Source organism: Streptomyces sp. NPDC002851, from assembly GCF_053591935.1.
In genome coordinates, this window is the sequence record NZ_JBSFUT010000011.1 from 37,750 (window position 1) to 64,685 (window position 26,936).

The window sequence follows — 26,936 nt, forward strand, 5'->3', positions numbered from 1 at the left end:
CGGCTGCGCTCGAGCAGGGAGGTACCCCCCTGCGCGATATCTGCGCGGGGGTCCGGGGGCGGCAGCCCCCGAAGCCGCTGCAACCACGCGGCGTTAGCCGCATATCGACACAGTCGGGAAGGGGCGGGGTGGGGAACCGAACTGATCCACGAAACGTGTACAGGAGGAAGACCGCGAGACAGACAGATCCGCGAACAACCGGTGCCGATGTCAGTCCCCGCGGCCATACTGGGCGACCAGGAGATGACCATGGGGGAGGTCAACACGTGACACACCCGCCGACCGCCAGCACCGCGACAGCGGCCGGCGAACCGCCGGCCCGGCGCACCGCCCTGGCCGAGTCGGCGGACCGGCTGCGCGCCGCCGCGACGACGGAGCCCGGCAAGCTCCGCATCATCGGCGCCGTCCTCGCCGCCCTGGTGCTCGCGTTCGGCACCGTCACCGCCTGGCAGCTCGCCGACCGCTCGGCCGCCGCCGACGACGTACTGCACCGCAGCCAGCCCCTGAGCGCGGACGCCGCGGCGGTGTACCGCTCCCTGGCGGACGCCAACACCGCGGCGGCGAGCGGCTTTCTGACCGGCGGCCAGGAGCCCGCAGAGCTGCGCGAGCGGTACCGCGAGGACATCGAGACGGCCGCCCGGAACCTGGCGATGGCCGCGGCCAACAGCCAGGGCACGGATGCCACCGGCACGGCCTCCGGCACCGCCTCGGATTCATCCGCCGCGCTCATATCCCGCCTGAACGAACTCCTCCCCCGGTACACCGAGCGGATCGAGACGGCCCGTACGTACAACCGTCAGGGCCTCCCCCTCGGCGGCGCCTATCTGCGCAACGCCAACGACCTGATGCAGAAGGAGATGCTCCCCGTCGCCGCGAAGCTGTACGCGGCGGAGAAGGCCCGCCTCGACGCCGACTACGCGGACGCCAAGTCGGCGCCCTGGGCGGCGTTCGCCCTTGGCGTGCTCGCGCTCGCGGCCCTGGTGTGGGCGCAGCGGCGGCTCTACCGGCGTACCAACCGGGTGTTCAACCCGGGCCTGGTGGCCGCGACGGCGTGCTCCACGGCGCTGCTGCTCTGGCTCGCGGCCGGTCACACACTGGCCTGGTCCGGCCTGACGGAGTCGTACGACCAGGGCATACGGTCGTTGAATGTGCTCAACGACGCCCGGATCAGCGCTCTTCAGGCCCGCAGCAACGAGAATCTCACCCTGGTCTCGCGCGGCGCGGTGACCGTGCCGGACGGCCCGGACGCGGGCAAGGACCAGTACGAAGTGGACTACCGGCGCCTCATAGCGGGTCTCGGGGACGGCGGCACGGACCGGGCCGGTATGGGCTCCCTCGGCGAGGCCCGGCTGCTTGCCGACGACACGGCGGGCGGCAAACCCGTCGACGCGGCGATGGCTGCCGTGGCGGAATGGAAGAAGCGCCACGAAGCGGCCCGCGAAGCCGATACACAGGGGGACTACGAGCGCGCGCTCGAACGGGTCATCGGTGACGGCGGGTCGGACGACGGGGCGGACGGGTCGACGGGGCAGTCCTTCGACCGGGCCGACAAGGCCCTCGCGCGGGCGGTCGCGCACGAACAGCGGGACTTCAAGGGCACGGCGCAGGACGGCCGTTCCGCGCTGACCGGACTGCCGGTCGGCGCGGGTGTCCTCGCCGCCCTTGCCGCCGCGGGCGCGGTGCTCGGCATCGGGCGCAGGCTGTCGGAGTACCGGTGAGCACGAGAGGAGGCGAAGTGGGGTATCAAGCCCGTACGGCGACACGGGCCCCCGGGGCCCACGGCAGGGCCCTCCGAGCGCTGCGCAGGCTCCGCGGCTGGGGCGGCGTCGCCGCGATGGCGTTCGCCTGCGCGCTGACCGTGCTGCTCACGGTCGTACCGCTGAAGCACTCCGACGGCGATCTGCCCGGCATCGGCGGCCCGGGCATCGGCCATGCGGAATCCACGCTCGCCGACGCGTGCGAGGAGCCCGAGCGCAGCCTCGAACCGTCCGACGAGGACGGCCCCGCCATCGACGAGATCAAGGAACGCGAGAAGACCGGCACCGACAGCCCGAAGGACCGTCTCGTCGTCGGCGTCGACCAGAACAGCTACCGGTGGGGCTTCCGCAACCCCGCCACCGGCAAGCTCGAGGGCTTCGACATCGACCTGGTGCGCGCGATAGCCGAGGACATACTCGGCGACGAGAAGAAGGTCGTGTTCCGCGCCGTCCCCACCAACCAGCGCGTGCAGGCCATCCGGTCCGGCCAGGTCGACATGGTCGTGCGCACGATGACCATCAACTGCGACCGGGCGAAGGACGTCGCCTTCTCCACCGCCTACTTCAAGACCGGGCAGCAGCTCCTGGTGCCCAACGGCTCGAAGATCACCGGCTACAACTCCTCGCTCAAGGGCAAGAAGCTCTGCAGCGCGGCCGGTTCCACGGCCGAGGCCGAGCTCAAGAAGAGGGCGTACGGCGCCGATATATCCACCACGGTCCCCAACCAACTCGACTGTCTGGTAAGGCTCCAGCTCGGCGAGGTCGATGCGGTGGTGACCGACAGCGCCCTCGCCGCGGGCCAGGCCGCCCAGGATCCGACGGTGCGTCTTGTGGACGAACCGCCGTTCACCACCGAGTACTACGGCGTGGCCATGAGCAAGGACGCGCCCGACCTGGTGCGCCGCGTGAACCAGGTGCTCGAGGACTACCGCAAGGACAAGAAGAACGGCTGGCAGGCGTCGTACGAGCGCTGGCTGGCCGACGACCTGAAGAACGTCGACGGGCCGCCCAAGCCGAAGTACCACGACGGCTGAGCCCAGTTGGGCCCACGTGATCCACACGGCCGGAGCCGACGGCCCTCTACCCAACCGGCCCCCACTACCGAGAAGATCAAGTCGACCGAAACCACCGAGCCGGACCACTGAGCCGAAACCGCTCAACCGGAACAACTCAGCCGGAACCACTGCGAGACCGCATTGCGAGAGGTGATCGATGGGCACGGGACCCTCCCCCTACCCGACCGGGGGAACTCCGTTCCGTGAGGGCCCCGTCATGGACCGGGACGAGGTGGACCGCGCCCTGGCCAGGCTGAGCAGGGAGCACGAAGCCATCGAGAGCTCGCTGCTCGCGCTACAGGACCACGCGGGCCGCCGTCTCCTCGAAGGCGCCGAGCTCTCCGGTACTACAGAGGAGCGCTGGGCGGGCACCGAGCAGACCATCACCCGCCTGTGGACGTACTTCGACGCCTATACGGCCGCCCTCGACGGCGCCCGCGCCCGCCGCGCCCGCAGGCGCTACCCGAACCGCGACGACCTGACCGAGCTCACCGAACTCCTCCGCGGCCCCAGCGTCACCGTCCCCGGCGGCCCGCCACCGGCCGGGACACCGGAACTGCAAGGGCAACCCGCCCGGCTCTCCGAGGAGTTCACGCTCGAAGAGCTCGTGGAGCGGATGAACGAGCTGTACGCGAGCTCGCTCGACACGGTCGTCGCGGCCGACGCCGTCTGGTCCGCGCTGCCCGCCCGCATCGACCTGCTCGCGGCCGAGCTGGCCCGCACCCGGCAGCTGGCCGGGTCCGTCGGCGTACGCCCCGGTGAGCACCCCGCGGGTGACGATCTGGAGCGCATCACCCGCGAGTTGACGTCTCTGCGCGCCCAGGTGATCTCCGACCCGCTCGCCTTCTGGCGGCCCGCGCCCGGGCACACGGCGCCCGGCGGCGGCCGCCCCGACACCACCCGCTACGACGTGCAGGCGCGCGCCCTGGAGGACGTACGCCGTGAGATCGACGCGGTGCTCACGGTCCGCCAGGACGCCGAACTCCGGCTCGGCCGACTGCGCGACCTGCTGTCCCGCGCCGACCGCACCCTCGCCGAGGCGCGGGCGGCACGCGGCGAGGTCCTGGCGAAAATCGCCGCTACTGAAGTACCGGCGGTCAGCGGCCCGCCCACCGCGCTCCAGGAGCAGCTGGCGACCGCCGCCGAATACCGCAGGCGCGCCCAGTGGCACCGGCTCTCGCCGCTCCTGGAGTCCCTGGAGCAGCGGGCCGAGGACGAACTCCTGCGCGCCCGCGAGTCGTTGACCGCCGTCACCGCACCGCTCGCGGTCCGCGCGGAGCTGCGCGGCCGCCTCGACGCGTACAAGGCCAAGGTGGCCCGACACGGTGCCGCCGAGGACCCGCTCCTGATCGAGCGGTACGACGCGGCCCGCCGGATGCTCTGGAGCGCCCCCTGTGACCTGCGGGTCGCGGAGGAGGCGGTGCTGCGGTACCAGCAGGCGACGGCGGAGGTGCTCGGCGGGACCCGCCCGGGCGGACCGGTGGAGGACGCCGGTCCGTCGGCGGGACACGGGGGTGCGGAAGGTACGGGGGGTACGGGGGGTACGCCATGAGCGCGGCGGCGGTGTGTCAGCGCCCGGAATGCGAGGGCGCGTACGAGGACGTGGGCGGCGGGGAGCTGTACTGCGACGTCTGCGGATTGGCGCCGGTGGTGGCGCCGAACGGGATGGTGAGTTCTCCGGCTACGGGGGTGGCCGGATCGTCACGGTCCGGCCGGTCCTCGCAAGCGACGCGTGCTTCGCACTCGTCGAGCTCTTCACGCTCCTCGCGTTCTTCGCGTTCTTCGCGTTCTTCGCGTTCTTCGCGCTCCTCGACGTCACCGCGTTCCGTCTCCGGGCGGCTGTCCCGAGGAGCGGCCGGGGGCAGTGGCCGTACGTCCACCCGGTCGGTCTCCGTGCGGAGCTCGGGTTCCTCGGCGGGTACCGGCTCGGGGCGTGGCCGTCTCGGGGCCGGTCTGGTCGAGGTGCCCCCGGTGCCGCGCCCCGACCCGAGGGACGTGGTGCAGGCCGAGCCGGAGGTTCCGGAGCGCAAGCGGTTCTGTTCACGGGCCAGTTGCGGGGCTCCCGTGGGGCGGCCGCGCGGCGGGCGACCGGGGCGGACGGAAGGGTTCTGCACCAAGTGCGGCCATCCGTACTCCTTCGTGCCGAAGCTGCGCGCGGGCGATATCGTGCACGGCCAGTACGAGGTCGTGGGCTGCCTCGCGCACGGCGGCCTCGGCTGGATCTACCTCGCCGTCGACCGCGCGGTCTCCGACCGCTGGGTGGTCCTCAAGGGCCTGCTCGACACCGGCGACCAGGACGCCATGGCCGCGGCGATCTCCGAGCGGCGCTTCCTCGCCGAGATCGAGCACGCCAACATCGTCCGGATCTACAACTTCGTCGAACACCTCGACCAGCGCACCGGCTCGCTCGACGGCTACATCGTGATGGAGTACGTCGGCGGCAAGTCACTCAAGGAGCTCGCCAACGAGCGCCGCACGGCCGACGGCAGACGCGACCCGCTGCCGGTCGAGCAGGCCTGCGCGTACGGCATCGAGGCCCTTGAAGCCCTCGGCCATCTGCACGGCCGCAACCTCCTGTACTGCGACTTCAAGGTGGACAACGCCATTCAGCAGCAGGACCAGTTGAAGCTCATCGACATGGGCGCGGTCCGGCGGATGGACGACCAGGAGTCGGCGATCTACGGCACGGTCGGCTACCAGGCCCCCGAGGTCGCCGACCTCGGCCCGTCCGTCGCCTCCGACCTCTACACGGTCGCGCGCACACTCGCGGTGCTCACCTTCGACTTCCAGGGCTATACGAACGTCTTCGTGGACTCGCTGCCCGACCCGGGCAACATCGAGGTGTTCCAGCGGTACGAGTCGTTCTACCGGCTCCTCGTACGCGCCACCGACCCGGACCCGGCCCGCAGGTTCGCCTCCGCGCAGGAGATGGCCGAGCAGCTGACGGGCGTCCTGCGCGAGGTGGTCGCCCTCCGGACGGGCCGCCCGCGACCGGCCCTGTCGCCGCTGTTCGGGCCCGAAGTGCGGGTGACGGATACGGAGTTGTTCGCGGAGCGGGGCGGGGCGGACGTTTCCCGGTCGGGGGTGCGGGGGGCGAGCTCCGCGGGAGCCTCACCGGGGGCAGGGGGTGCCGGAATGGCATCCCCCGCGGGCGCCGGAGGCGGCATGGCGGGCACCGGAGGTGCCGGGAGCAGAACGCCTCACGCCGGAGGCGTGGGGGGCAACCCCGGCTCGGGGCGCCTCATCCGCCCGCTGGACGCCGCTGCGACGGCCCTCGCCCTGCCGGTCCCCCGCGTCGACCCGGGCGACCCCAACGCCGGTTTCCTCGCCGGGCTCATGGCCTCCGCGCCCGCCGAGCTGCTCGCTGCGCTCGCCTCGGCCCCGGTGTCCGACCCGCCCTCCCTCGAACTGCGCCTGCGGGAACTGCGGGCCCGCTTGGAGCTGGCCGGACTGGAGCGGTCCGAGCACACCGCCGCCGCCTCCGCCCTGGCCGACCTCGAACTGCAACACCCCGACGACTGGCGGGTGGTCTGGTACCGGGGTGTGGTTTCCCTCACCACCGGTGACTTCGAGTCGGCCGCGCTCTCCTTCGACGCGGTCTACGACGCGTTCCCCGGAGAGCCCGCGCCGAAGCTCGCGCTCGGCGTATGTGCCCAGGTCCTGGACCAGTTGGACAACGCCGCCGAGTACTACCGGCTCGTCTGGAGCACCGACCCCGGTCACGTCAGCGCCGCCTTCGGGCTCGCCCGGGTGCAGCTGGCCGCGGGGGACCGGCGCGGTGCGGTGCGTACGCTGGAAGCCGTACCGGAAGCGTCGATTCATTACACGGCGGCCCGAATCGCCGCCGTACGGGCCCGACTTCGGGACCGGGCGGCGCACGAGCCGCTGCTCGACGACCTGACCGCCGCCGCAGGCCAGGTCGAGGCGCTGCGCGAGCTCGGCCTTGACGCGGTCCGCCGCGAACAGCTCTCGGCCGAGGTCCTTGGCACGGCCCTTGACTGGGTACTCGCCGGTGGCCGCGGCGCGGCACCGTCGCAGCTGGCCGTGCCCATGGTGCTGCTCGACTGCGGCCTGGACGAGCGGGGCCTGCGCCTCGGCCTGGAGCGCTCGTACCGGACGCTCGCCCGCCTGGCACAGGGCGGCGAGGAGAGGATCGAACTGGTGGAGCGGGCCAACCGTCTCCGCCCCCGGACCTGGGTGTGATGGAGTGACGCCGCAGATGGACCAGTTGACCGACGGGGCTGCCATGTCGACATGTCCCAGCTGCGCGGAGCCGCTGGAGTCGGGTGACCTGTTCTGCGGCGCGTGCGGGTACGACCTGTCGACGCCCCGCGAGCCGTCCGCGGGCGACCACCCCACCGTCGTCATCAAAGGGGCGGTGCCGACCGCGCCGCCGAGCGCCCCGGAAACGGAGACGGAGACGGAGACGGAGACAGCGACCGCACCGACGCCCAACGTGCCCGCACCGTCCGGCGAGCCCGTGGTGTGGCCCGAGGCCCCGGAGGTGGATAGTTCGGACACCCCGGCGCCGGTGCACCTCGCCAGTGATCTCGCGGGCACCGACTCCGCCGGCATCGAACTCGCCCCGTCCGGCGACGGACCCACGCCGCCCGACCCCCGTACCCCGTCCGCGCCCGCGCCCGCGCCTGCGCCTGCGCCTGCGCCTGCGCCTGCGCCCGATTCTGTTCCTGCTCCTGCTCCCACCACCCTCACGCCCACACCCCCCGCAGGCATCCAGCTCTGCGTCGCCTGCCGCACCGGCCAGGTCGACCCCGACGGCTACTGCGAGCGCTGCGGCCACGCCCAGCCGCGCGAACGGGACCACATGGAGCAGGAGTTGGACGCGGTCGCCGCGGTCAGCGACCGGGGCCTGCGCCACCACCGCAACGAGGACGCCTTCGCGGTCTCGGCCACCGCACTGCCCGACGGCTCCCCCGCGGTCGTGGCCGTGGTCTGCGACGGGGTGTCCTCGTCGTCCCGCCCGGACGAGGCGTCCATGGCCGCCGCGGACGCCGCCAACGAGGCGCTGCTCGCCACCCTGCCCCGCGGCACCCACCCGCAGCAGGCCATGCACGAGGCGATCGTCGCCGCGTCCGACGCGGTCAACTCCCTGGCCGCGGACCCGGAGAGCACCCCGGAGCCCGTCCGCCAGAACGCCCCGGCCTGCACCCTCGTCGGCGCGGTCGTCGCCGGGGGCCTCCTGGTCGTCGGCTGGGTCGGCGACTCCCGCGTCTACTGGGTCCCGGTCGACCGCTCCGCGCCCGCCGCCCGGCTCACCGAGGACGACTCCTGGGCGGCGCAGATGGTCGCGGCGGGCCTGATGAGCGAGGCCGAGGCGTACGCCGACGAACGCGCCCACGCCATCACCGGCTGGCTCGGCGCCGACGCGTACGAACTCGAGCCGCACACCGCCTCGTTCAAGCCCGACCGGCCGGGTGCGGTGCTGGTGTGCACGGACGGCCTGTGGAATTACGCGGAGGCCGCCGAACAGATGGCCGCGGCCGCGCCGCCGGACGCCGCGGACCGCCCGCTGCACGCCGCGCAGGTCCTCGTGGGCCACGCCCTGGACGGCGGCGGCCACGACAACGTAACAGTGGCGGTCCTGCCGTTCCCGGTCGCGCCGCAAGGGGCAGGATCGGCCTGACGTACCTGGCGTACGTCGGCGTACCTGGCGTGCCGCACGAACCACCGCACGAACCACCGGACGAACCACCGGACGAACAACATACGAAAACCACCGATACGGGACCGTCCATGGCCAAATTCTCGAAGTCGTACGTGCCACGGTTCGCCGTCGACGTGTACCAGAACGAGTACCTGCCGGAAGGCGGCCGCGAGGTCAACGCCATCGTCACAGTGACGTCCACCGGCGGCGGCACCCTCGGTGGCCAGGCCGCACCCGGCACCGGCGCTGCGGGAGCGGACGCGGCGGTCGTGCTGATGGTGGACTGCTCGGGCTCGATGGACTACCCGCCGACCAAGCTGCGCAGCGCCCGCGCGGCCACCGCCGCCGCCCTCGACACCCTGCGCGACGGCGTCCGCTTCGCGGTCGTCGCCGGTACCCATGTCGCCACGGAGATCTACCCGGGCGACGGCCGACTCGCCACCGCCGACGCGTACACCCGCGGCCAGGCCAAGCAGGCGCTGCGCCGCCTCACCGCGGGCGGAGGCACCGCGATCGGCACCTGGCTGCGCCTGACGGACCGCCTGCTCTCCGACTCCGGCTCCGACTCCGATCCGGCCCCGAACTCGGCGGTACGGCACGCCATCCTGCTCACCGACGGTCGCAACGAACACGAGTCACCGGCCGAGCTGCGGGCCGCCCTGGACGCCTGCGCGGGCCGCTTCACCTGCGACGCCCGCGGCGTGGGCACGGACTGGGAGGTCAAGGAGGTCACCGGGATCGCCGCCGCGCTGCTCGGCACGGCCGACATCGTGGCCGACCCGTCGGGCCTCGCCGCCGACTTCACGCAGATGATGGAGACGGCCATGGGCAAGGAGGTCGCCGACGTCGCGCTGCGCGTGTGGACGCCCCTTGGTGCGGAGATCAAGTACGTCAAGCAGGTCGCCCCCACCGTCGAGGACCTGACCGCCCGGCGCACCGACGTGGGCCCGCGCGCGGGCGACTATCCGACCGGTTCGTGGGGCGACGAGTCCCGCGACTACCACGTGTGCGTCGCGGTGCCGGACGCCGGAATCGGCCACGAGATGCTGGCCGCCCGGGTCTCCCTGGTGATCCCGCGCACAGACGGCAGCGTCACACCGCTCGGGCAGGGCCTCGTACGCGCCGTATGGACGGACGACATGGCGGCCTCGACGGCGATCAACCCGCAGGTCGCGCACTACACCGGACAGGCGGAACTGGCCCAGGTCATCCAGGAAGGGCTCGATGCCCGCAAAACGGGAGATATAGCGGGCGCAACTGCCAGACTGGGACGTGCCGTTCAGCTGGCCACCGGCTCCGGGAACACCGAGACTGCGAAACTCCTTTCGAAGGTGGTCGACGTCGTCGATGCCACGACCGGTACTGTGCGACTCAAAGCGAAGGTCGAGGACGCCGACGAGATGACGCTCGAAACCCGGTCGACCAGAACCGTTCGCGTGACGAAGTAACGTCTTCGTGCCGAAGTCAGCCTCTTCGCGCCGAAGCAAGCCAAAGCAAGTCGAACTAAGTCGAACCAAGTCGAACCAACAAGAAGCAAGTGAGGGGGAAGCGCCGACATGCCGACCTGCCCGAACGGACACCAGTCGGGTTCCGACGACTGGTGCGAGGTCTGCGGCCACCGCATGGCAGGAGCAGGCGCGCCCGCCGGCGCAACGCCTCCGCCCCCGCCCCCGCCGCCCGGGGGTGGCTATGGCTATCCGCAGCAGCCCGGTGGTGGCTACGGCTACCCGCAGCAGCCCGGACAGCAGGGTCCGCCCGGACAGCCCGTTCCGCCCGGCCAGCAGGGTCCGCCGCCGCCCGGTGGTGGGTACGGCTACCCGCAGCAGCCCGGCCAGCCGGGTGGACCGGGTGCGCCGGGCGGGGCCGAGCACTGCCCGCAGTGCGGTACGCCGCGTGAGGCGGGTGCCCCGTTCTGCGAGCAGTGCCGTTGGAACTTCCTCACCAATACGCCGACGACGCACACCCCGCCCGGCCCACCGCAGCCGCCGCCCGGCGTCAACCTGCCCCCGGGCTTCCAGTCCCAGCAGGGACCGCCTCCGGGCGCGCCTCAGGGCCCGCCGCAAGGACCGCCCCCGGGTGAATACACGAGCTCGCGGCCGTCCCAGATGAACCGCCCCGCCGAGCCCCTCCAGCCGGAACCCCAGAATCGGCGTGCGCCGGGCCAGGACAACGGCCCCGGTGCACCCGGTGGTCCGGGCGCCGGTCCGGGCGGGCCTGCGATGCCGGTGCCTCCCGGCGGCCTGGGCGCACCCGGCGGACCCGGTGGGCCTGGTGGACCCGGTGGGCCCGGCGGACCCGGCGCACCCTTCCCGCCGCAGCAGCCCCCGCCGCCGCAAGGCCAGCAGCCCCCGCAGGCCCCCGTACCGCCCCAGGGCTTCCAGCAGGGACCGCCGCCCCCGCACGGCTCGGGTGGTGGCCCCGGCCCGCAGCAGCCCCCGGCCCCGAGTCACGGCGACAACGACGACTGGATGCTCCCGCCGCCCGGCCAGGCCATCGGTCAGGGCGCACCCCCGCCGCAGCAGGGCGCTGCCCCACCCGCACCCCCGGCCCCGGGACCGCAGGCCCCGCAGCAGCCCCGGCCCGGCTTCCCGGACCAGGGCGTTCCGGAGCAACAGGGCTTCCCGGGCCAGGGCCAGGGGCCCGGGCAGGGTCCGGGTCAAGGCCCAGGTCAAGGTCCGGGTCAAGGCCCCGGCCAGGGCTTCCCCGACCAGGGCTGTCCCGGCGGCGGTTACGGCTACCCGCCTCCACACCAGGGACCCCCGCACCAGGCGGCCCCGGCCGGCTGGACCGCGACGATCGGTCCGGACCGTGAGTACTTCATGGCGATGATGCAGCGCAGCGGCCCCGAGGCGGCGGCGCTGAACCTGCCCGCGTACTCCCCGGAACAGCAGCGTCCGCTGGTCGGCAACCAGATCACGATCGGCCGCCGCCGCCAGTCCACCGGCGACACCCCGGACATCGACCTGTCGGTGCCGCCGGAGGACCCGGGCGTCTCGCACCAGCACGCGGTCCTGGTCCAGCAGCCGGACGGCAGCTGGGCGGTCGTCGACCAGAACTCCACCAACGGCACCACGGTCAACGGCGGCGACGAGCCCATCCAGCCGTTCGTCCCCGTACCACTTCAGGACGGCGACCGCGTGCACGTAGGCGCCTGGACGACGATCACGGTCCGACGCGGCTGAGTACGGTCTGACGTGGCCTGACCTGGGGCACACCAGCCCAGGTCAGGCCAGGCCAGGCCAGGCCAGGTCGGGTCGGGTCGGGTCGGGTCGGGTCGGGTCGGGTCAGGTGGGACTGATCAGGGCAAAGGCCAGGCGTAAGCCCCCGAGGGATCGTCCAACCAGGCCCACACCTCCGCCCCGCTCACCGTCACGCCGAACCGCTCGCGTCCCGGCCGCCCCTCCCGTCGCCACAGCGCGAGCGCCTCGTGGGGGTCCAGTACGCCGTCGGTCAGCGCGAGCAGGAAGCGGAACAGGTCGCTGTGCACCGCGCGCCGGGGCAGCCCGGCCGCGAGGCCCGCAGGCCGTTCCGCCCGCGGGCGACCGCCGCGCAGCGGCACGAAGTACGCCGGGGTGTGCAGGAACCGCCCCTCGGCATGCTCCGCGTCTCGTACCCGCAGCATGACCAGGCCCGTGGCCAGCGGCGTCAGGATCAGCGCGTCCGCGCGGCACTGCCCGAGCCAGGCCCGCGGCACCGTCGACAGGGTGCAGGTCGCGATGATCCGGTCGTACGGCGCCCGCTCGGGACAGCCGCGCGCCCCGTCGCCGGTGATCACCCTCGGGTGGTATCCGGCCTTGTCCAGGTGGCGTCGGGCGGACTCGGTGATCTCCGTGTCGAGGTCGACGGTGGTCACGTTCTCGTCGCCCAGGCGGTACGCGAGCAGCGCCGCGTTGTACCCGGTCCCGGCGCCGATCTCGAGGACGTTCATCCCCTCCGCCACCCGCAGCTCGACCAGCATCCTGGCCATGAGGGACGGCTGGCTGCTGGACGAGACGAGCTCCCCGTCGCGTACCCGGGTGGCCAGCGGCGTATCGACGTACGCCCCATGCAGCCAGCGCTCCCGCAGCGCGGGGTCGGGGTCCTCGCCCCAGAGCCGCTCGTGGCCGCCGAGTGCGCCGATGTAGTAGTACGGCACGAACAGGTGCCGCGGCACCGCGGCGAACGCGGCCCGCCAGGCCGGGTCGCCCGCGAAGGCGCCGCTCGCCTCGATCTCCCGCACCAGCGCGGCGCGCGCCGCGGCAGCGCGGTCGGCGGCGGGTTCCGGCAGAGCCATATCTCCACTGTCCTGCGATCCCGCCCCACAAGCGAGACCCACCCCACCCCCGTACGGGAAGGAGCCCCGCCCCCCCGTACGGGAACGAAAGACCTAGGCCCCCGGTCCTCGGCCGCCCGGTCTGAGAGCATGGACGGGTGAATGAGATTCCGCGCGGCACACTCCAGGAGCAGACCTTCTACGAGCAGATCGGTGGCGAGGAGACCTTCCGGCGCCTCGTGCACCGGTTCTACCAGGGAGTCGCCGAGGACCCGCTGCTGCGGCCGATGTACCCGGAGGAGGACCTCGGCCCGGCCGAGGAACGGCTCGTGCTGTTCCTGATGCAGTACTGGGGCGGCCCCCGCACCTACAGCGACAACCGCGGCCACCCCCGGCTGCGGATGCGCCATGCCCCGTTCGCGGTGAACAGGGCGGCGCACGACGCCTGGCTGAAGCACATGCGCGCGGCGGTCGACGAGCTGAACCTCTCCGAGGAGCACGACCGCACGCTCTGGAACTACCTGACGTACGCCGCGGCGTCGATGGTCAACACGGCGGACTGACACCGGGCGGCCATGCCGCGAAGCCGCGCAGGCCACCGAGGCCACTCAGGCCACTCAGGCCACTCAGGCCACTCAGGCCACTCAGGCCACTCAGGCCACTCAGGCCGGAGTAACGCTCAGTGCCCCGAGCCCGACCCGGCGTACCGCGACCGACCCATAAGCCGTACGCAGTCGCAGCCACGCCCCCGACTCGAACAGCGCCAACTCGCCCCCGGCGGCGCCCTCTTGAGCCCCGCCTTCCGATCCCCCTTGGGGTCCGCCGTGCGGTCCGCCCGCCCGCAGGAAGCCCAGCGCCTGCGCGGCATGCGCCGCCCGTACCGGAAGGCCCGTGTCGCCCACGGGCCGCGACCAGATTTCCCGGCCGATGCGGTCGAGCTCGGCCCGGGTGCGCTTCTCCGGGTCCAACGCCTCGGTGCGGGCCCGGAATTCGGCGACCGCGACGGCCACGGCCCGGCGCACCCCATCGAGCGAGGGCAGCCCCGGCACCTCGCGCCAGCCGCCGCGCGGCGGCAGCACACCCGCCCACGGCGGCCCGGTGACGGCCTCGGGCACCACGGCCGTGCCCGCCGAGTCGTCGATGGACTCGAGCAACTCCCCGGCGGACACGGTCACATCGAGCCCACCAGGCAGAGCCTCGGCCGAGTCGGCCGCAAGACGTGCCGTACGGATCGCGAGCACCTCGAAGGACGGCGGCCGCCCGAACACGGCGAGCACGCCCCCGCCCGCCTGGAGGCGCACCGCGGACGCCTTGTCGTAGTGGATCAGGCGGGCCAGGAAGGCGGCCAGGTCGGCCGCCTCCCCGGCATCGGCGAATCGCACCGTTGGCGTCGGCGCCGTCATGCGACAAGCGCCCCCGACCGGTCCTTCTCGCCCTCCGGCTCGTCCATGTACTGCTGGAGGACCGCCTTCTCCTCGGGCGTGATGCGCCGCGGCCGCTGCGCCTCGAGGTCGAAGGGCACGACGATGGTGGCGGCACGGACGTACACCTGCCCGTCCTCCTCCGGCTCCTTCACCTCGTACGCGATGGTGAGCGAGGCCGCGCCGATCTTCGTGACCCACGACTCGACGACGACGGGCTCGTGCCGGTGCACCAGCGGCCGCACGTAGTCGATCTCGTGCCGGGCCACGACGGAACCGCCGGAGAACGACGGGGACCCGTCCCCGGGCGCGAGCCGGAACATGAAGTCGATGCGCGCTTCCTCCAGGTACGTGAGGAAGCGGGCATTGTTGACGTGCCCGAAGGCGTCCATGTCCGACCAGCGCAGCGTGCAGGGGTAAATGTGCCTGGTCACTGGCGTCCGAACCTCAGCCTCGGGTCAGCTTCTTGTACGTGGCACGGTGCGGCCGGGCCGCGTCCGGGCCGAGGCGCTCGACCTTGTTCTTCTCGTACGACTCGAAGTTGCCCTCGAACCAGAACCACTTGGAGTCGCCCTCGTACGCCAGGATGTGCGTCGCGACGCGGTCCAGGAACCACCGGTCGTGGGAGACGACCACGGCGCAGCCGGGGAAGTCGAGCAGCGCGTTCTCAAGGCTCGAGAGCGTCTCAACATCCAGGTCGTTGGTCGGCTCGTCGAGGAGCAGCAGGTTGCCGCCCTGCTTGAGGGTGAGCGCGAGGTTGAGGCGGTTGCGCTCACCGCCGGAGAGCACGCCCGCGGGCTTCTGCTGGTCCGGGCCCTTGAACCCGAAGGCGGAGACGTACGCCCGGGACGGCATCTCGACCTGGCCGACGTTGATGTAGTCGAGCCCGTCGGAGACGACCTCCCAGAGGGTCTTCTTCGGGTCGATGTTGGACCGGCCCTGGTCGACGTAGCTGATCTTGACGGTGTCGCCGACCTTGATGGCGCCCTCGTCCGGCTCCTCGAAGCCCTGGATCATCTTGAACAGCGTGGTCTTACCGGCGCCGTTGGGGCCGATGACACCGACGATGCCGTTCCGGGGCAGGGTGAAGCTCAGGTTGTCGACGAGGACCTTCTCGCCGAAGGCCTTGTTGAGCTGGTCGACCTCGACGACGACATTGCCCAGGCGCGGGCCCGGCGGAATCTGGATCTCCTCGAAGTCCAGCTTCCGCATCTTCTCGGCCTCGGCGGCCATCTCCTCGTAACGGGCCAGGCGCGCCTTGGACTTGGCCTGCCGGCCCTTGGCGTTGGAGCGCACCCAGTCCAGCTCGTCCTTGAGCCGCTTGGCGCGCTTGGCGTCCTTCTGGCCCTCGACCTTGAGCCGGGACTGCTTCTTCTCCAGGTACGTGGAGTAATTGCCCTCGTACGGGAAGGCGCGGCCGCGGTCGAGCTCGAGGATCCACTCGGCGACGTTGTCCAGGAAGTACCGGTCGTGGGTGATCGCGACGACGGTGCCCGCGTACTTGGCGAGGTGCTGCTCCAGCCACTGGACGGACTCGGCGTCCAGGTGGTTGGTGGGCTCGTCGAGCAGGAGCAGGTCGGGGGCCTCGAGCAGCAGCTTGCAGAGTGCGACGCGGCGCTTCTCACCACCGGAGAGGGTGGTGACCGGCCAGTCTCCGGGCGGGCAGCCGAGCGCGTCCATGGCCTGCTCGAGCTGGGCGTCCAGGTCCCAGGCGTTGGAGTGGTCGAGGTCCTCCTGGAGCTTGCCCATCTCCTCCATCAGCTCGTCGGTGTACTCGGTCGCCATCTGCTCGGCGATCTCGTTGAACCGGTCGAGCTTCGCCTTGGTCTCGGCGACGCCCTCCTGAACGTTCTCGAGGACCGTCTTCTCCTCGTTCAGCGGGGGCTCCTGCAGCAGGATGCCGACGCTGTACCCGGGCGAGAGGAACGCGTCACCGTTCGACGGCTGCTGAAGCCCGGCCATGATCTGCAGAACGGTCGACTTACCGGCACCGTTCGGCCCGACCACTCCGATCTTCGCGCCGGGCAGGAAGTTCAGGGTGACGTCGTCGAGGATCACCTTGTCGCCGTGCGCCTTGCGCGCCTTGCGCATGGTGTAAATGAACTCAGCCAAGAGAAACCGTCCGGCAGAACTGGAAGTGGGCAGATACACCCCATCTTGCCTGACGCTTGACCAGCGACGAAAACCAGTACCCCTGCGGGCCCGTGACCTGCCCGTCCGCAGAGCACGCCGGTAGTCGATCTGTCACTGTTGGTCGCTCTTGGCAAGGAGAGGGTCCTAGGTGGAGTTGTGCTCCAGGAGGTGCTTGAGCGTCTGCTCGTTCTTCGGGACCTCCTTGCGGGCGCGCGGGCGGACGACCAGCGGCACGAGCAACTTGCCGAGACCACGCCCCTCGAAGTCGAGGTCGATCGTCAGGCGCGAGCGTCTGCCGTCGTCGAGCGGCTCGACCGTGCCGTGGACGTCACCTCTGACCGGGCCGTCGATGCCGTGGAGACGCCAACTCCTCGGCGGATCGAACTCGGTGACCTCCATGGTCGACGGGATCTTGCGGCGCCCGATGCGCCGGGTCACCTCAACCTTGGAGCCCATACCGAACGGCGCGTCCCCCACCTCGTGCGCGGATACGGCACTCGCCTGCCATTCCGGCAGCTTGGAGGGGGAAGTGACGTACGAGTACACCTCCTCGGGACGGCGATCGATATCGATGCTTTCCTTGATCGCAGACATTTTCGTCTCCCTTTGCAGGGTTCTCCTGAAATCGTCCCACCGGGCTGGTGGGGGGGACCAGGAGATCGACCCAGGGGAGACAGGGGGAGAACTACGGCACGGCAGGCGACTCCCCCGGAGCCGCCTGCCGTAGCCGGGCAGTTACTCTCCCGACTCGTCAGTCTCCGGACTCGTCAGTCTCGGTGGTCTCGGTGGTCTTCTTGCGGAGCAGGAACACCGCCAGGCCGCCGATCACGAGCAGGGCGATCGCGATGCCCGCGATGATCGGGGTCGCGCTGGAACTGCCGGTCGCGGCGAGGTCACCGGCACCCTGCGTGCCGCTGTCGCCGCCCGCCGAGGCCGGGCTCGGCTCGGCCGGGCCCTGCGCCGACTGTCCGTCGACGCTGCCCGCCGTCCGGCAGTCGAGCACGCCGTGGAACCGCTCCTCGAAGCCGCCAGGCCCAGTGATCGTGAAGTCGTACGCCTGATCCTCCTGTAGCGGGATCGTGACCGTCCGCGACTCCCCGGCTTCGATGGTGTGCTTGAAGCCCATCAGCCGGAAGGTGAACGGCTCGTCCCCCTTGTTCGCCGCCGTGATGTCCACGCCGCCCTTGGCGCAGTTCCGCTGCGCGGACAGGGCGGGTATCGCCCCCTTCTTGGCCCAGTTCGCGGAGGCCGTCGCGGATACCGTCGACTCGCTGGAACCGGCCAGGATCTGCGTCTGGCTGTTGGTCTCGGAGGCGAAGGCCCGGCCGACCGGCACCGTGGTCGAGGTCTGCACGATCAGCTCGGCCGAGCCGTCCGCGGCACCCTCCGGTACGTCGAAGTACAGCTCGCTGCCGTTGGCCGCCGAGGTGACCGGCTCGCCCTTCTTGTCGACCACCCGCGCACCGGTCGCGGCGGCGTCCGCGGGCGGCGACACGACCACCCGCTCCCCGTTGGTGCGCACGGTGACCGGCCCGAGCCGCTCCCCCGGCTTACCGGAGACCGCCGGCGGCTCCAGGGTCAGCGACGCCCGGGGCTCGGCGAGATCCCGGGCCCGCTGCTGCAGATAGTCGGCGAGCTTCTCCGCCTGCGGGTCGACGGCCTCCACGTCGGCGTGGTCCGAGAACCGCCAGATCGCCACCTGGGTACCGGCCGCCGCGGCCTCCTCGGTCAGGCTGTCGGCCCCCGCCTTCTTGGCGAGCAGCGCGAGGTCGTTCACCTGCGGGTAGGAGTTCTGCAGGATCCAGTTGATCTTCCCCGCCTCGTGGTTGCTGTTCAGCGAGGTCGAACTCCAGGGCACCTCCCCGTACTTGGCGTCCTTCTGCGTCGGGTTGTGGATGTCGATGCAGTACGTCTGCAGCATCCCGCCGTCGTCCACCGCCATCTCGAAGAGGCCGGCGGGTATCTGCCGCTCCTCGCCCTGCTGACGTATGACGGCCTGGTCGTAGGTCTTGAGCCCGCCCAGGGTGGCGCTCGCGCCGCCCTGGTGCTGCGGGGGCTCGTCGGCCGCAGCAGCGCCTGCGCCGAACACCGCGCCGCACGCCACCAGGCCGGACACGAGTGCCGTGACGGCAAGGCGAGCGGCGCCCCGCCGACGTACCGAGAACGAAGAAAGCACTGAATTCCCCTTCGGGCGGGATCTCATCGCGTGGGGGTGTTCACATGGGGGGTTGGAGTCCCGCCAGCAGCATCAACTGCCCCGTGAGTTACGCCCGGCATCCTAGGTACGCCGCGCACCGCGAATCCCTGGCATGTCATCAGATAGCCGTTCCGACTCGCAATCGTTATCGCCGCACGCGTTTCGACCTGGCCTTATCGACAAATCACCGGGCAACTTGACCTTGAATGCAGGGCTTTTGCCGTATCAGTGCGCTGCCGCCTGGTCCGTGACGGTACGATCCGGCGGCCCTGATCCGGTGAACTCCGCCTGGAGAACGTCCACTTCGGGCGGGACGGCCTCGGCAGGAGCGGCGGCCGCGGCACCCTCGGGTGGCGTCTCCGGGGGACGTTCGAACTGCGGCTCCGGGCGGCCGTCCGGCGCGGCCGTCGGCTCGGTCCGGGTCACCCGGCGGAAGGCCGACGTACCGCGCGCCATGTCGTGCCCCACGGCCAGGGCCTCGATGTCCGCCGAGGTCCAGTGCTGCGCGCCGTGACTCTCGTCGCGTACTTTCAACCGGCCCTGCACGATGAGGGGTTCACCGACGGACACCGCCGAGGCGAGGTTCTCCGCGAGGGCCCGCCAGGCCCATACCGTGAAGAAGTTGGTGTGCCCGTCCTTCCACGTCCCGCTGGCCCGGTCGAACCGGCGGGCGGTGACCGCCAGCCGGAAGCGCGTCGACATCGCGCCGCTCGGCGACTCACGGAACACCGGTTTCGTCGCGACGTTCCCCACCACCGTCACCATCGTCTCGTTCATGCTGCCCCTCCCCTGTGACAGGCCCCCGTGACGCGCCCCCGTGACGCGCGCAGGCTTCCCAGTGACTCCTCGTAACTCCCAGTGACACGGCGGCGACCGGTGACCGCTGCACGGCCCCGGTCGATCCGCCGTGATGCCAGATTGCCCCCGTCGTCCCGGGCCCGCTCGGCCCTGTGGACTACCGGCGGGTTGTGGACAACTCCGTCGCTCGTGAGGGGGACCCCAGCGCCCCTTGCCGCGCCACGAGCCCGGTCACCTTCACGTACTGCTCGCGCACCTCCCGGTACCGCAGCAGCTCCGCGGCGACGGGATCGAGCACCCGGGCCCGGCCGCACGCCGCCGCGGCCTCCCGCAACCGCCGCTCCGCCTCCAGGCCGTAGCGCCGTGCCGGTCCGCGCGCCGCCATCCGGCAGGCCCCCTCGACGCCCGGCCCGCCCACGATCCCGGCCAGCATCAGGAACACCGGAGGCCACAGGTCCGGTTCGACCGCGCCGACGATCTGCCCCACCAGCCAGAGCCCGCCGACGATCTGAAGCAGGGTCATGGACGCCTGCGCGAGGACCGCGAAGGGCCACCAGGCGGGGCGCGGGGGCCGCCGCGCGGGCACCGTGGCGGTGGCCGCGAGCTCGTCCAGGGCCTCGGGCAGCCCTTCCGCGCCACGGGCCGCCGACTCCCGTACGGCCTGGGCCCACGGGGCCGGAAGCGCGGCCGCCGCCTCGTCGCCGACCTGGCGCACCGCCTGCTCGACCCGCTGCCGGGCGGTGGCCTCCTCGTCGTCCGGCGACGCCTTGCGGGACCTGGGCAGCGGGGTGGGGGCGCGCCGGTCGTCGTACCACCGCCAGAGCCGCAGCCACGGTGTGCCGCACGCCTTGCCCGCGTTCCGGCGCCAGGACCGCTCCGCCGCCTGGCCCGCGGCCGCGGCGCCGACCGCCTCCGCGAGCCGGTCGGTGAACGCCTCGCGGGCCCGCTCGCTCAGGCCGACCCGCTGTCCCGCCGCGTACACGGGGCGCAGCCGGGCCGCCGCGGCGTCCAGGTCGGCGGCGATGCGGCGGGCCGCGGCGGTGCGCTGTGCGACGAACTGCCCCAGGGAGTCGCGGAGTTCGTCGACGCCCTCGCCGGTGAGCGCGGAAAGGGCGAGCACCGTGGCGCCCGGCTCGCCGTGCTCGCCGAGCGCGACGCCGTCCTCGTCGAGGAGCCGCCGCAGGTCGTCGAGGACCAGGTGGGCGGCGTCCCCGGGCAGGCGGTCGGTCTGGTTGAGGACGACGAAGGTGACCTCGGCGTGGCCCGCCAGGGGCCGCAGATAGCGCTCGTGCAGCACGGCGTCGGCGTACTTCTCCGGGTCGACGACCCAGATGACCGCGTCGACCAGGGTCAGGATGCGGTCCACCTGCCGGCGGTGCTCGACGGCCGCGGAGTCGTGGTCGGGCAGGTCGACGAGGACCAGGCCGTCGAGGGACTGGGCGTGCCCGGCGTAGTGCGGCGGGCGGCGGCGCAGCCGACCCGGGATGGCGAGCCGGTCGAGGAGTCCCCCGGCGCCGTCCGACCAGCTGCACGCCAGGGGCGCGGCGGTAGTGGGGCGGCGCACTCCGGTGTCGGAAATGGCCGCTCCTGCAAGGGCGTTGAAGAGGGCCGACTTGCCGCTGCCGGTGGCGCCCGCGATGGCGACGACGGTGTGCTGGTCGGACAGGCCCCGGCGGGCGGCGGCCCGGTCGAGGACCCGGCCGGCCTCGGCGAGGGTGTGGGCATCGAGCCGGGCGCGGGACAGGCCGACGAGTTCGCGCAGGGCGTCGAGGCGGGCCCGCAGGGGCGCGTCGACGACGGCGCCGTACCGGTGGTCGTCCGGCACGCGCGCGTGGACGGTGCTTGTGGGGTCGAGCACCTCGTGGGTGCCGGTCGCGCGGCCTTCCGCACGGCGGGCGATCAGGCCGTCGTCCCAGGGGTGCTCGACGGGGTCCGCAGCGGGGTCTGCGGCGGTGCCCCCGGTGTGCTCCGTGGGCTCCTGTCCGCCCGTGTGGTCAGTGACGGCCGTCACCGCGGTCACCTCGCCTTCTCGAGTAGGGACAGTGCGGCAATGAGCTCGGCCTGGGGTTCCGCGTGGACGTCCAGGGCGTCGAGCGGCGCGAGCCTGTGGTCGCGTTCGGTAAAGAGCGTCTTTTCTACGTACGAGGTGAGCAGGCGCCCGCCGCGGTCGCGCAGCCGCAGCGCCCCGTGTGCGCCGATGCGCACGGCGAGCCGTTCACCGGCCGAGCGGGCCCGTCGCCCGCCGACCAGGGCGGTGGCGACGAGGGCGGCGACGGACTCGGCGTCCGGCGGGTTCTCGAACACGGAGGCCTCGTCCTCCGCGTACTCCTCAAGGACCCGCCGCCAGCGCCGCACGGCCAGGCCCACCCGGTGCTCGGCGTTCTCCGCGCCGGAGTCGCTCCGCGTCAGTCCGGGTGCGGCCGCGGCGGGTTCGCGGCGCCACACCTCCTCGATGTGCTCGTCGGCGGCCGTAATCGCGCACAACAGAAGAGAGGCCAGGCTTTCCACGAGCGCGTCGAGGAGTTCGGCCGCGCTGCAGTCCAGGGGGTAGCTCCGCCACCGGCTGAGCGCCTCGCCCGCGAGCACGCCACCGGCCGTCAACCGCCCCCGCACGCGCGCGTGCTCGCGTGCGTACGCCTCCTCGACCGCCGCCGTCAGGCGCAGCGAGGCGGCGTGCTGGGCGGCGACGGCCCCGGCGAGCTCGGGCATCCGGGCCTTCAGGGAGTCGAGCAGGCCGGTCGCGGTACGGCTCATCGCGTGCAGCCTGGCGGCCGGGTCCTGGGCGCGGTGGGTGAGCCAGGCGCGCAGCGGCGCTACTGCTGTGGCGGGCAGGAGTCCGCCGCCGCCCGCGGATTCGGGCAGTTCGGGGATGGTGAAGCGGGGCACCTCACCGAGTCCGGCCTTGGCGAGCAGCGCGCCGTACTGTTGTGAGACCTCCGCGACCACTTGGTGCGGCACCCGGTCGAGGACGGTCACGAGGGTCACCTTGTACTCCTTCGCGGTACGCAGCAGGTGCCACGGCACGGCGTCCGCGTAGCGCCCGGCGGTGGTGACCATGACCCACACGTCGGCGGCGCAGATCAGTTCGGCGGCGAGCTCACGGTTCTCGGCGACGAGCGAGTCGATGTCGGGGGCGTCGAGCAGGGCGAGCCCGCGCGGCAGGGTGGCGGCGGTCTCGATCCGCAGCGCCCGCTCATCGGTCCGGTCACTTCCGCCGTGCCCGTCACGCGCAGCGTGCGGTCCGCGCCCGCCGCGAGTGCCGCGCGGCTGCCGGGCCTCGGCCCCGTCGGCGTTCTCGTTCTGCGGCTGCCATACGCGGGTGAGTTCGGGCAGGACGCGCAGGCCAGCGAACCACTGGTGGTCGTCCGGGTTGCAGACGAGGACCGGCGTACGCGTGGTGGGCCGCAGTACTCCCGCCTCGCTGACCTGGCGCCCCACAAGGGAGTTGACCAGGGTCGACTTGCCGGCCCCGGTCGATCCGCCGATCACCGCGAGCAGCGGAGCTTCGGGCTGGCGGAGACGGGGAACGAGATAGTCGTCGAGCTGTGCGAGCAACTCGTCCCGGTTGGCACGCGCGCGTGCCGCCCCCGCGAGCGGGAGCGGGAAGCGTGCGGCGGCGACGCGGTCGCGCAGGGCAGAGAGTGCGTCGAGCAGCTGAGGCCGTACGTCCAAGGTCACCACATGCGAAGAATGCCCAATTTTGGCGTCTTTCCAAAGGATATGGACGGCCCTGCGCGCCGGTCGGACACTTGAGACAGACGGGACGTCCGGGGCGCAGGCATAACGAGTGCACAACACCCGGGGCGCGAGACGTCAAAAGCGATGCAGGATTCGTACCCGCCTGCGATTATCGGGACCGCTTCACCGAACCTCCACATCGCGCCGTGGAGGCGAAGCACCGGGGTCAGGGACGCAGGAGCCCTATCCTTGTCCCCGGCAAGGTCACGGATCTCCCCCACACCCGGGCTCCAGGCCACCGGCCACACCAACCGGCCCCCGTAGCTCAGTGGATAGAGCAGGCGCCTTCTAAGCGCTTGGCCGCAGGTTCGAGTCCTGCCGGGGGCGCTCTTTCATGGGCTGAGCAGTAGGCCCGACAAGGGCTGCTCCGCCGCCCGATCGCCGTCGCACCGCGCTCTGCGGTGTCGGTCGAGCCCCCGCCCGTTTCCGCAGCTCGCGGGCACTGTCAGTGCCTCGCGTTACGGTTGGCGCGCCTGTTTGTTTTCTGTCTCGGGGGGAGCCGCACCATGTCCGCGCGTACCGTTCTGGTCCTTCAGCACGTCGAGGTCGAGAAGCCCGGCATGATCCTGGACGCGCTGGAGGGCAGTGGTCTGGAGATCGTGATCCGGAATCTGGTCGAGACTCCCGGGGCCGGGGTGGACGGACTGCCGAGCGTGGCCGATCTGGCGGGCCTGGTCGTCATGGGCGGCACCATGAACGTGGACGATGTCGCCGGTTACCCCGCCCTGAAGGTTGAACGGGACCTGCTGGCCGAGGCCTTGCGGGCGGAGGTGCCGACGCTGGGCGTGTGTCTGGGCGCCCAACTCCTCGCCCGTGCGCAGGGGCTTACGGTGCGGACCGGTGCCGAGCTCGGTCGGCGGCCCGAGATCGGCTGGGCGCCGCTGGACGACGTGGACCGCACCGACCCCGTCGTCGGGCCCTTGGCCGAGGCCCCTGGGGTGCTCCACTGGCACGGGGACCGCATCGCACCGGAGGACGACACCCGCGTCCTGGCCCGCACAAGTACCACTGAATGCCAGGCCTTCCGCGCGGGCCCGGCCGCCTGGGGGCTTCAGTTCCATCTGGAGATCACCCCGGCGCTGCTCGACGACTGGCTCGCCGAGCCGTCCTTCGCCGACGAGGCCGTGGCGACGCTCGGCGCCGACGCGGCGGATCGGCTGCGCGCCGACGCCCGCGCCCTCGCTCCTGCCCTGCGCCCCTCGGCGGAGCGGAGCCTGGCCCACTTCCGCGGGCTCATACGCGACCGTGCCTCCTCCTCGCGGCCGTCCGGCGGGGTGTGAGGAGCGAGCGGGAACTCGCCGTCCGGCACGGGGGCTTGAGGGATTTGGTCGGCTGGCGATCCCCGTGCGCCACCCCCTGCCGGGATGGGCGTGCGGGGTGAGGCTTACGCTGCGCGGATGGCAGTGGATCCCCTTCACCCCGGCCCCGAGTACCTCGCGTTCTGGCGTGAGCGTCATTTGTGCACGCTCACCACGCTGCGCCCGGACGGCACCCCGCACGTCGTGCCGGTAGGGGCGACGTACGACCCGGAGGCCGGGCTCGCGCGGGTGATCACGAGCAAGTCCAGTACGAAGGTCGCGAACGTCCTGGCCGCGGAGCCCCGGGGCGCCCGCGTCTCTCTCTGCCAGGTGGACCGCAGGCGCTGGGCCACCCTGGAGGGCATTGCGCGGATACGCACCGAGCCGGAGCTGGTCGCCGAGGCGGTCGAGCGGTACGCCGAGCGGTACGGCCGCACGCCGCGCACCAACCCGGACCGCGTCCTCATCGAGATCCGGCTGAACCGGGCGATGGGCCGCGGCTGACCGTGTCCGCGCGGCTCCCTGCTGTCACCGCGCTGCGATAGCCTCGGCATGCCGACGGTGCCGCTCCGACAACCGCTCAGGGCCGTCGGCGGACCAGGACCGGCGGACCGGAGGGACCGTCCGGCGGAGAGACTTGCGGACACACGGGGGAAGTCATGCCGGACCAGTGGTCGGCGCCGACAGGGGACGGGCCTCCCGGGCCCTCCGGAACGGACGCGTTGGCGCAGGCCGGGGCCGAGCGGCTGCGGCCCGCCGACCCGGCGCGGATCGGACCGTACGTACCGCTGGGGCTGCTCGGCAGCGGCGGCATGGGACGGGTGTACCTGGCCCGGCCGGGCGACGGCACCGCCGGGCTCGCCGCGGTCAAGGTGATCCGGCCCGAGTACACCGAGAGCCCCGAGTTCCGCCGCCGGTTCCAGCGCGAGGCGGCCGTGCTCGACCGGGTACGCAGCGCGCACGCCCCCCGGCTGCTCAACACCGGCTTCGACCACGAGATGCTCTGGATGGCCACCGAGTATCTGCCGGGGCCCAACCTCTCCGAGGCGGTGCACGAGTTCGGGCCGCTCCCGGCGGCGAGCGTCTGGCGCCTCGTCGGGGACCTCGGGCAGGCGCTCGCGGACCTGGCCGCCGCGCAGGTCGTACACCGGGACCTGAAGCCGTCCAACGTGATCCTGTCCGCCGCCGGCGCGCACGTGATCGACTTCGGTATCTCGCAGGCCGCGGACAGCAGTTCCATCACCGTCACCGGCAAGGCGGTCGGCACCCCCGCCTATATGTCGCCGGAGCGGCTGCGGGACGGCCACTCCGACGCCGTCTCGGACGTCTTCTCGCTCGCCTGCACGCTGGTGTTCGCCGCCACCGGGCGCGCCCCCTTCGGGGACGGCACCGGGGTCGACGTGATGCACCGGGTGGCCTTCGAGGAACCCGATCCGGAGATCCTCGTCGAACTCGCAGACCTTGACGCCGAGTTGGCGTCCGAACTCACTGCCTGCCTCAGCAAGGACCGGGAGGTCCGGCCGACGGAGCGGGATCTGATGTGGACGGCTGAGGGCCGCGCTTCGGGAGACGCGCCCTGGCAGGGCCCGTTGCTCGAGCAGGTGCTCGCGCGGCAGCGGGCGTACGAGGTGCTGCACCGGATGCCCGTGGACCAGACCGTCCAACTCCGGCTGCCCGGGGCGGGGATGGGGCATGGGGCGGTGCCGGGCGCCGGGGCGGGTGCCTGGGCCGCGGGGACACCGGGTGTGCCTGGGATGCCGGGTGCGCCAGGTATGCCTGGTGCACCCGGCACAGCGGGTCCGGTGGGGCCGCAGGGTCCCGCCACGCCCACCGGCCCAGCTACACCCACCGGCCCCGCCACACCCGTCGGGCCCCACACACCCACCGACCCCGCCACACCGGTCGGGCCCGGCGGCGCGGGCATGGCGGCCGGTCCGGACGGCGACGGCACCGGCGCGCACCCCGCCCCCGGGCGGCGCAAGAAGCGGATCGCGCTCGCCGTCACGGCCTCCGTCGCCGTGTGCGCCGTGGCGCTGGCCGCCTTTCTGCTCACCCGCCCGGACCCCGGGAACGCCGCCACGGACCGCCCGTCCACCAAGCCCTCGGCCACCGCCGACGCGTCCCCGTCCCCGCGCCCCGAGCCCTCCGGCTCCCGCGGCCCCGCCTCCCCGTCCGCCTCGGCCTCCGAGTCCGGCCCGGACGACAGTGGCGCTCCCCCGCCGGACGACAAGCCGACCGCCACCGACGGCGGGGACGAGCCGGAACCGGATGACGGGACACCGACCCGTACGTCCGAACCCGACCCCGGCGACTCGCCGAGCAAGCCGTCCTCACCGACCCCCACCAAGCCGCAGAAGCCGCCGTGGATCACGCAGTGCACGTACTACTCGGGCAACGAGCTGACGCAGTACGGGGACAAGGGCGAGCGCGTGGTGCAGGTCCAGTGCATGCTCAGCAAGCGCGGGTACAGCCTCGGGGAGGCGGGCATCGACGGCCAGTTCGGGGACGCCACGCTCGCCGCCGTGAAACGCTTCCAGAAGGCCAAGGGCATCGACGTCGACGGCGATGTGGGCACCAACACCTGGGCGGCGCTGCGGAGTACGACATGACGTAGCGCAACAC

At 72.4% G+C, this 26,936-nt stretch carries 20 protein-coding genes and 1 tRNA gene; 12 read left to right on the forward strand and 9 right to left on the reverse strand.

Annotated elements, in window-relative coordinates:
• The first annotated feature begins 266 nt into the window (after window positions 1–266).
• The 7 genes from ACWD10_RS14105 (at window position 267) to ACWD10_RS14135 (ending at window position 11,659) form a co-directional block, all read left to right on the forward strand.
• Window positions 267–1,718: a hypothetical protein gene (locus tag ACWD10_RS14105; protein WP_451090484.1), complete on the forward strand. Its 1,452-nt coding sequence runs from the start codon at window positions 267–269 to the stop codon at window positions 1,716–1,718.
• A 116-nt stretch (window positions 1,719–1,834) separates the two neighbouring features.
• The gene (locus ACWD10_RS14110; protein ID WP_451090761.1) at window positions 1,835–2,791 is read left to right on the forward strand and encodes a glutamate ABC transporter substrate-binding protein; all 957 of its coding nucleotides are present in this window, start codon (window positions 1,835–1,837) and stop codon (window positions 2,789–2,791) included.
• Window positions 2,792–3,029: 238 nt separating this feature from the next.
• A complete protein-coding gene (locus tag ACWD10_RS14115) occupies window positions 3,030–4,364 on the forward strand; it encodes a hypothetical protein (RefSeq protein ID WP_451090763.1) in 1,335 nt (444 codons plus the stop codon).
• Window positions 4,361–7,015 (forward strand): tetratricopeptide repeat protein, encoded by a 2,655-nt coding sequence (locus ACWD10_RS14120; RefSeq protein ID WP_451090486.1) that lies wholly within the window; start codon window positions 4,361–4,363, stop codon window positions 7,013–7,015. Before ACWD10_RS14115 ends, ACWD10_RS14120 begins: the two co-directional genes overlap by 4 nt.
• Window positions 7,016–7,031: 16 nt before the next feature.
• Window positions 7,032–8,456, forward strand: coding sequence for a PP2C family serine/threonine-protein phosphatase (locus tag ACWD10_RS14125; protein WP_451090487.1), 1,425 nt, complete (start codon window positions 7,032–7,034; stop codon window positions 8,454–8,456).
• A gap of 110 nt (window positions 8,457–8,566) precedes the next feature.
• The gene (locus ACWD10_RS14130; RefSeq protein WP_451090489.1) at window positions 8,567–9,925 is read left to right on the forward strand and encodes a VWA domain-containing protein; all 1,359 of its coding nucleotides are present in this window, start codon (window positions 8,567–8,569) and stop codon (window positions 9,923–9,925) included.
• 108 nt (window positions 9,926–10,033) lie between these two features.
• A complete protein-coding gene (locus ACWD10_RS14135; RefSeq protein ID WP_451090491.1) occupies window positions 10,034–11,659 on the forward strand; it encodes an FHA domain-containing protein in 1,626 nt (541 codons plus the stop codon).
• 116 nt (window positions 11,660–11,775) lie between these two features.
• Here the strand turns inward: ACWD10_RS14135 and ACWD10_RS14140 are convergent, their stop codons facing one another.
• Complete coding sequence (locus ACWD10_RS14140) at window positions 11,776–12,750, reverse strand: methyltransferase domain-containing protein (protein WP_451090493.1); 975 nt, start codon at window positions 12,748–12,750, stop codon at window positions 11,776–11,778.
• A gap of 137 nt (window positions 12,751–12,887) precedes the next feature.
• Between ACWD10_RS14140 and ACWD10_RS14145 the strand changes: the two genes are divergently transcribed.
• Window positions 12,888–13,292, forward strand: a complete 405-nt coding sequence (locus ACWD10_RS14145; RefSeq protein WP_451090495.1) for a globin — start codon at window positions 12,888–12,890, stop codon at window positions 13,290–13,292.
• Between the two features lie 99 nt (window positions 13,293–13,391).
• Here the strand turns inward: ACWD10_RS14145 and ACWD10_RS14150 are convergent, their stop codons facing one another.
• From ACWD10_RS14150 to ACWD10_RS14185, 8 genes are all read right to left on the reverse strand, one after another.
• Window positions 13,392–14,132, reverse strand: coding sequence for a hypothetical protein (locus ACWD10_RS14150; RefSeq protein WP_451090497.1), 741 nt, complete (start codon window positions 14,130–14,132; stop codon window positions 13,392–13,394).
• Entirely contained in the window at window positions 14,129–14,584 is a 456-nt protein-coding gene (locus ACWD10_RS14155) for an acyl-CoA thioesterase (RefSeq protein ID WP_451090499.1), read from the reverse strand. The genes ACWD10_RS14150 and ACWD10_RS14155 overlap by 4 nt, the downstream gene beginning before the upstream one ends.
• Window positions 14,585–14,597: 13 nt before the next feature.
• Window positions 14,598–16,262 carry an energy-dependent translational throttle protein EttA gene (gene ettA / locus ACWD10_RS14160; protein ID WP_451090501.1) on the reverse strand — a complete coding sequence of 555 codons (1,665 nt, stop codon included), beginning with the start codon at window positions 16,260–16,262 and terminating at the stop codon, window positions 14,598–14,600.
• Window positions 16,263–16,427: 165 nt separating this feature from the next.
• The gene (locus ACWD10_RS14165) at window positions 16,428–16,877 is read right to left on the reverse strand and encodes an SRPBCC family protein (protein WP_451090503.1); all 450 of its coding nucleotides are present in this window, start codon (window positions 16,875–16,877) and stop codon (window positions 16,428–16,430) included.
• 157 nt (window positions 16,878–17,034) lie between these two features.
• Window positions 17,035–18,486, reverse strand: a complete 1,452-nt coding sequence (locus ACWD10_RS14170; protein WP_451090505.1) for a Cys-Gln thioester bond-forming surface protein — start codon at window positions 18,484–18,486, stop codon at window positions 17,035–17,037.
• Window positions 18,487–18,705: 219 nt separating this feature from the next.
• Window positions 18,706–19,257 (reverse strand): single-stranded DNA-binding protein, encoded by a 552-nt coding sequence (locus tag ACWD10_RS14175; protein ID WP_451090507.1) that lies wholly within the window; start codon window positions 19,255–19,257, stop codon window positions 18,706–18,708.
• 178 nt (window positions 19,258–19,435) lie between these two features.
• Window positions 19,436–21,289: a YfjP family GTPase gene (locus ACWD10_RS14180; RefSeq protein WP_451090509.1), complete on the reverse strand. Its 1,854-nt coding sequence runs from the start codon at window positions 21,287–21,289 to the stop codon at window positions 19,436–19,438.
• A 5-nt stretch (window positions 21,290–21,294) separates the two neighbouring features.
• Window positions 21,295–22,959: a dynamin family protein gene (locus tag ACWD10_RS14185; RefSeq protein WP_451090511.1), complete on the reverse strand. Its 1,665-nt coding sequence runs from the start codon at window positions 22,957–22,959 to the stop codon at window positions 21,295–21,297.
• 311 nt (window positions 22,960–23,270) lie between these two features.
• Here ACWD10_RS14185 and ACWD10_RS14190 point away from each other — a divergent pair.
• The 4 genes from ACWD10_RS14190 (at window position 23,271) to ACWD10_RS14205 (ending at window position 26,923) form a co-directional block, all read left to right on the forward strand.
• A tRNA-Arg gene (locus tag ACWD10_RS14190) sits at window positions 23,271–23,343 on the forward strand.
• Window positions 23,344–23,522: 179 nt separating this feature from the next.
• Complete coding sequence (locus ACWD10_RS14195; RefSeq protein WP_451090513.1) at window positions 23,523–24,296, forward strand: type 1 glutamine amidotransferase; 774 nt, start codon at window positions 23,523–23,525, stop codon at window positions 24,294–24,296.
• 117 nt (window positions 24,297–24,413) lie between these two features.
• Window positions 24,414–24,818 carry a pyridoxamine 5'-phosphate oxidase family protein gene (locus tag ACWD10_RS14200; RefSeq protein WP_451090515.1) on the forward strand — a complete coding sequence of 135 codons (405 nt, stop codon included), beginning with the start codon at window positions 24,414–24,416 and terminating at the stop codon, window positions 24,816–24,818.
• A gap of 155 nt (window positions 24,819–24,973) precedes the next feature.
• Window positions 24,974–26,923 (forward strand): protein kinase domain-containing protein, encoded by a 1,950-nt coding sequence (locus tag ACWD10_RS14205; protein WP_451090517.1) that lies wholly within the window; start codon window positions 24,974–24,976, stop codon window positions 26,921–26,923.
• Window positions 26,924–26,936 lie beyond the last annotated feature (13 nt).

Coding starts and splice junctions, on each gene's coding strand:
- ACWD10_RS14170 (WP_451090505.1), bottom strand. CDS start 18,486: ATGAGATCCCGCCCGAAGGGGAATTCAGTGCTTTCTTCGTTCTCGGTA.
- ACWD10_RS14175 (WP_451090507.1), bottom strand. CDS start 19,257: ATGAACGAGACGATGGTGACGGTGGTGGGGAACGTCGCGACGAAACCG.
- ACWD10_RS14120 (WP_451090486.1), top strand. CDS start 4,361: ATGAGCGCGGCGGCGGTGTGTCAGCGCCCGGAATGCGAGGGCGCGTAC.
- ACWD10_RS14150 (WP_451090497.1), bottom strand. CDS start 14,132: ATGACGGCGCCGACGCCAACGGTGCGATTCGCCGATGCCGGGGAGGCG.
- ACWD10_RS14205 (WP_451090517.1), top strand. CDS start 24,974: ATGCCGGACCAGTGGTCGGCGCCGACAGGGGACGGGCCTCCCGGGCCC.
- ACWD10_RS14135 (WP_451090491.1), top strand. CDS start 10,034: ATGCCGACCTGCCCGAACGGACACCAGTCGGGTTCCGACGACTGGTGC.
- ACWD10_RS14130 (WP_451090489.1), top strand. CDS start 8,567: ATGGCCAAATTCTCGAAGTCGTACGTGCCACGGTTCGCCGTCGACGTG.
- ACWD10_RS14140 (WP_451090493.1), bottom strand. CDS start 12,750: ATGGCTCTGCCGGAACCCGCCGCCGACCGCGCTGCCGCGGCGCGCGCC.
- ACWD10_RS14195 (WP_451090513.1), top strand. CDS start 23,523: ATGTCCGCGCGTACCGTTCTGGTCCTTCAGCACGTCGAGGTCGAGAAG.
- ACWD10_RS14200 (WP_451090515.1), top strand. CDS start 24,414: ATGGCAGTGGATCCCCTTCACCCCGGCCCCGAGTACCTCGCGTTCTGG.
- ACWD10_RS14165 (WP_451090503.1), bottom strand. CDS start 16,877: ATGTCTGCGATCAAGGAAAGCATCGATATCGATCGCCGTCCCGAGGAG.
- ACWD10_RS14125 (WP_451090487.1), top strand. CDS start 7,032: ATGGACCAGTTGACCGACGGGGCTGCCATGTCGACATGTCCCAGCTGC.
- ACWD10_RS14110 (WP_451090761.1), top strand. CDS start 1,835: ATGGCGTTCGCCTGCGCGCTGACCGTGCTGCTCACGGTCGTACCGCTG.
- ACWD10_RS14115 (WP_451090763.1), top strand. CDS start 3,030: ATGGACCGGGACGAGGTGGACCGCGCCCTGGCCAGGCTGAGCAGGGAG.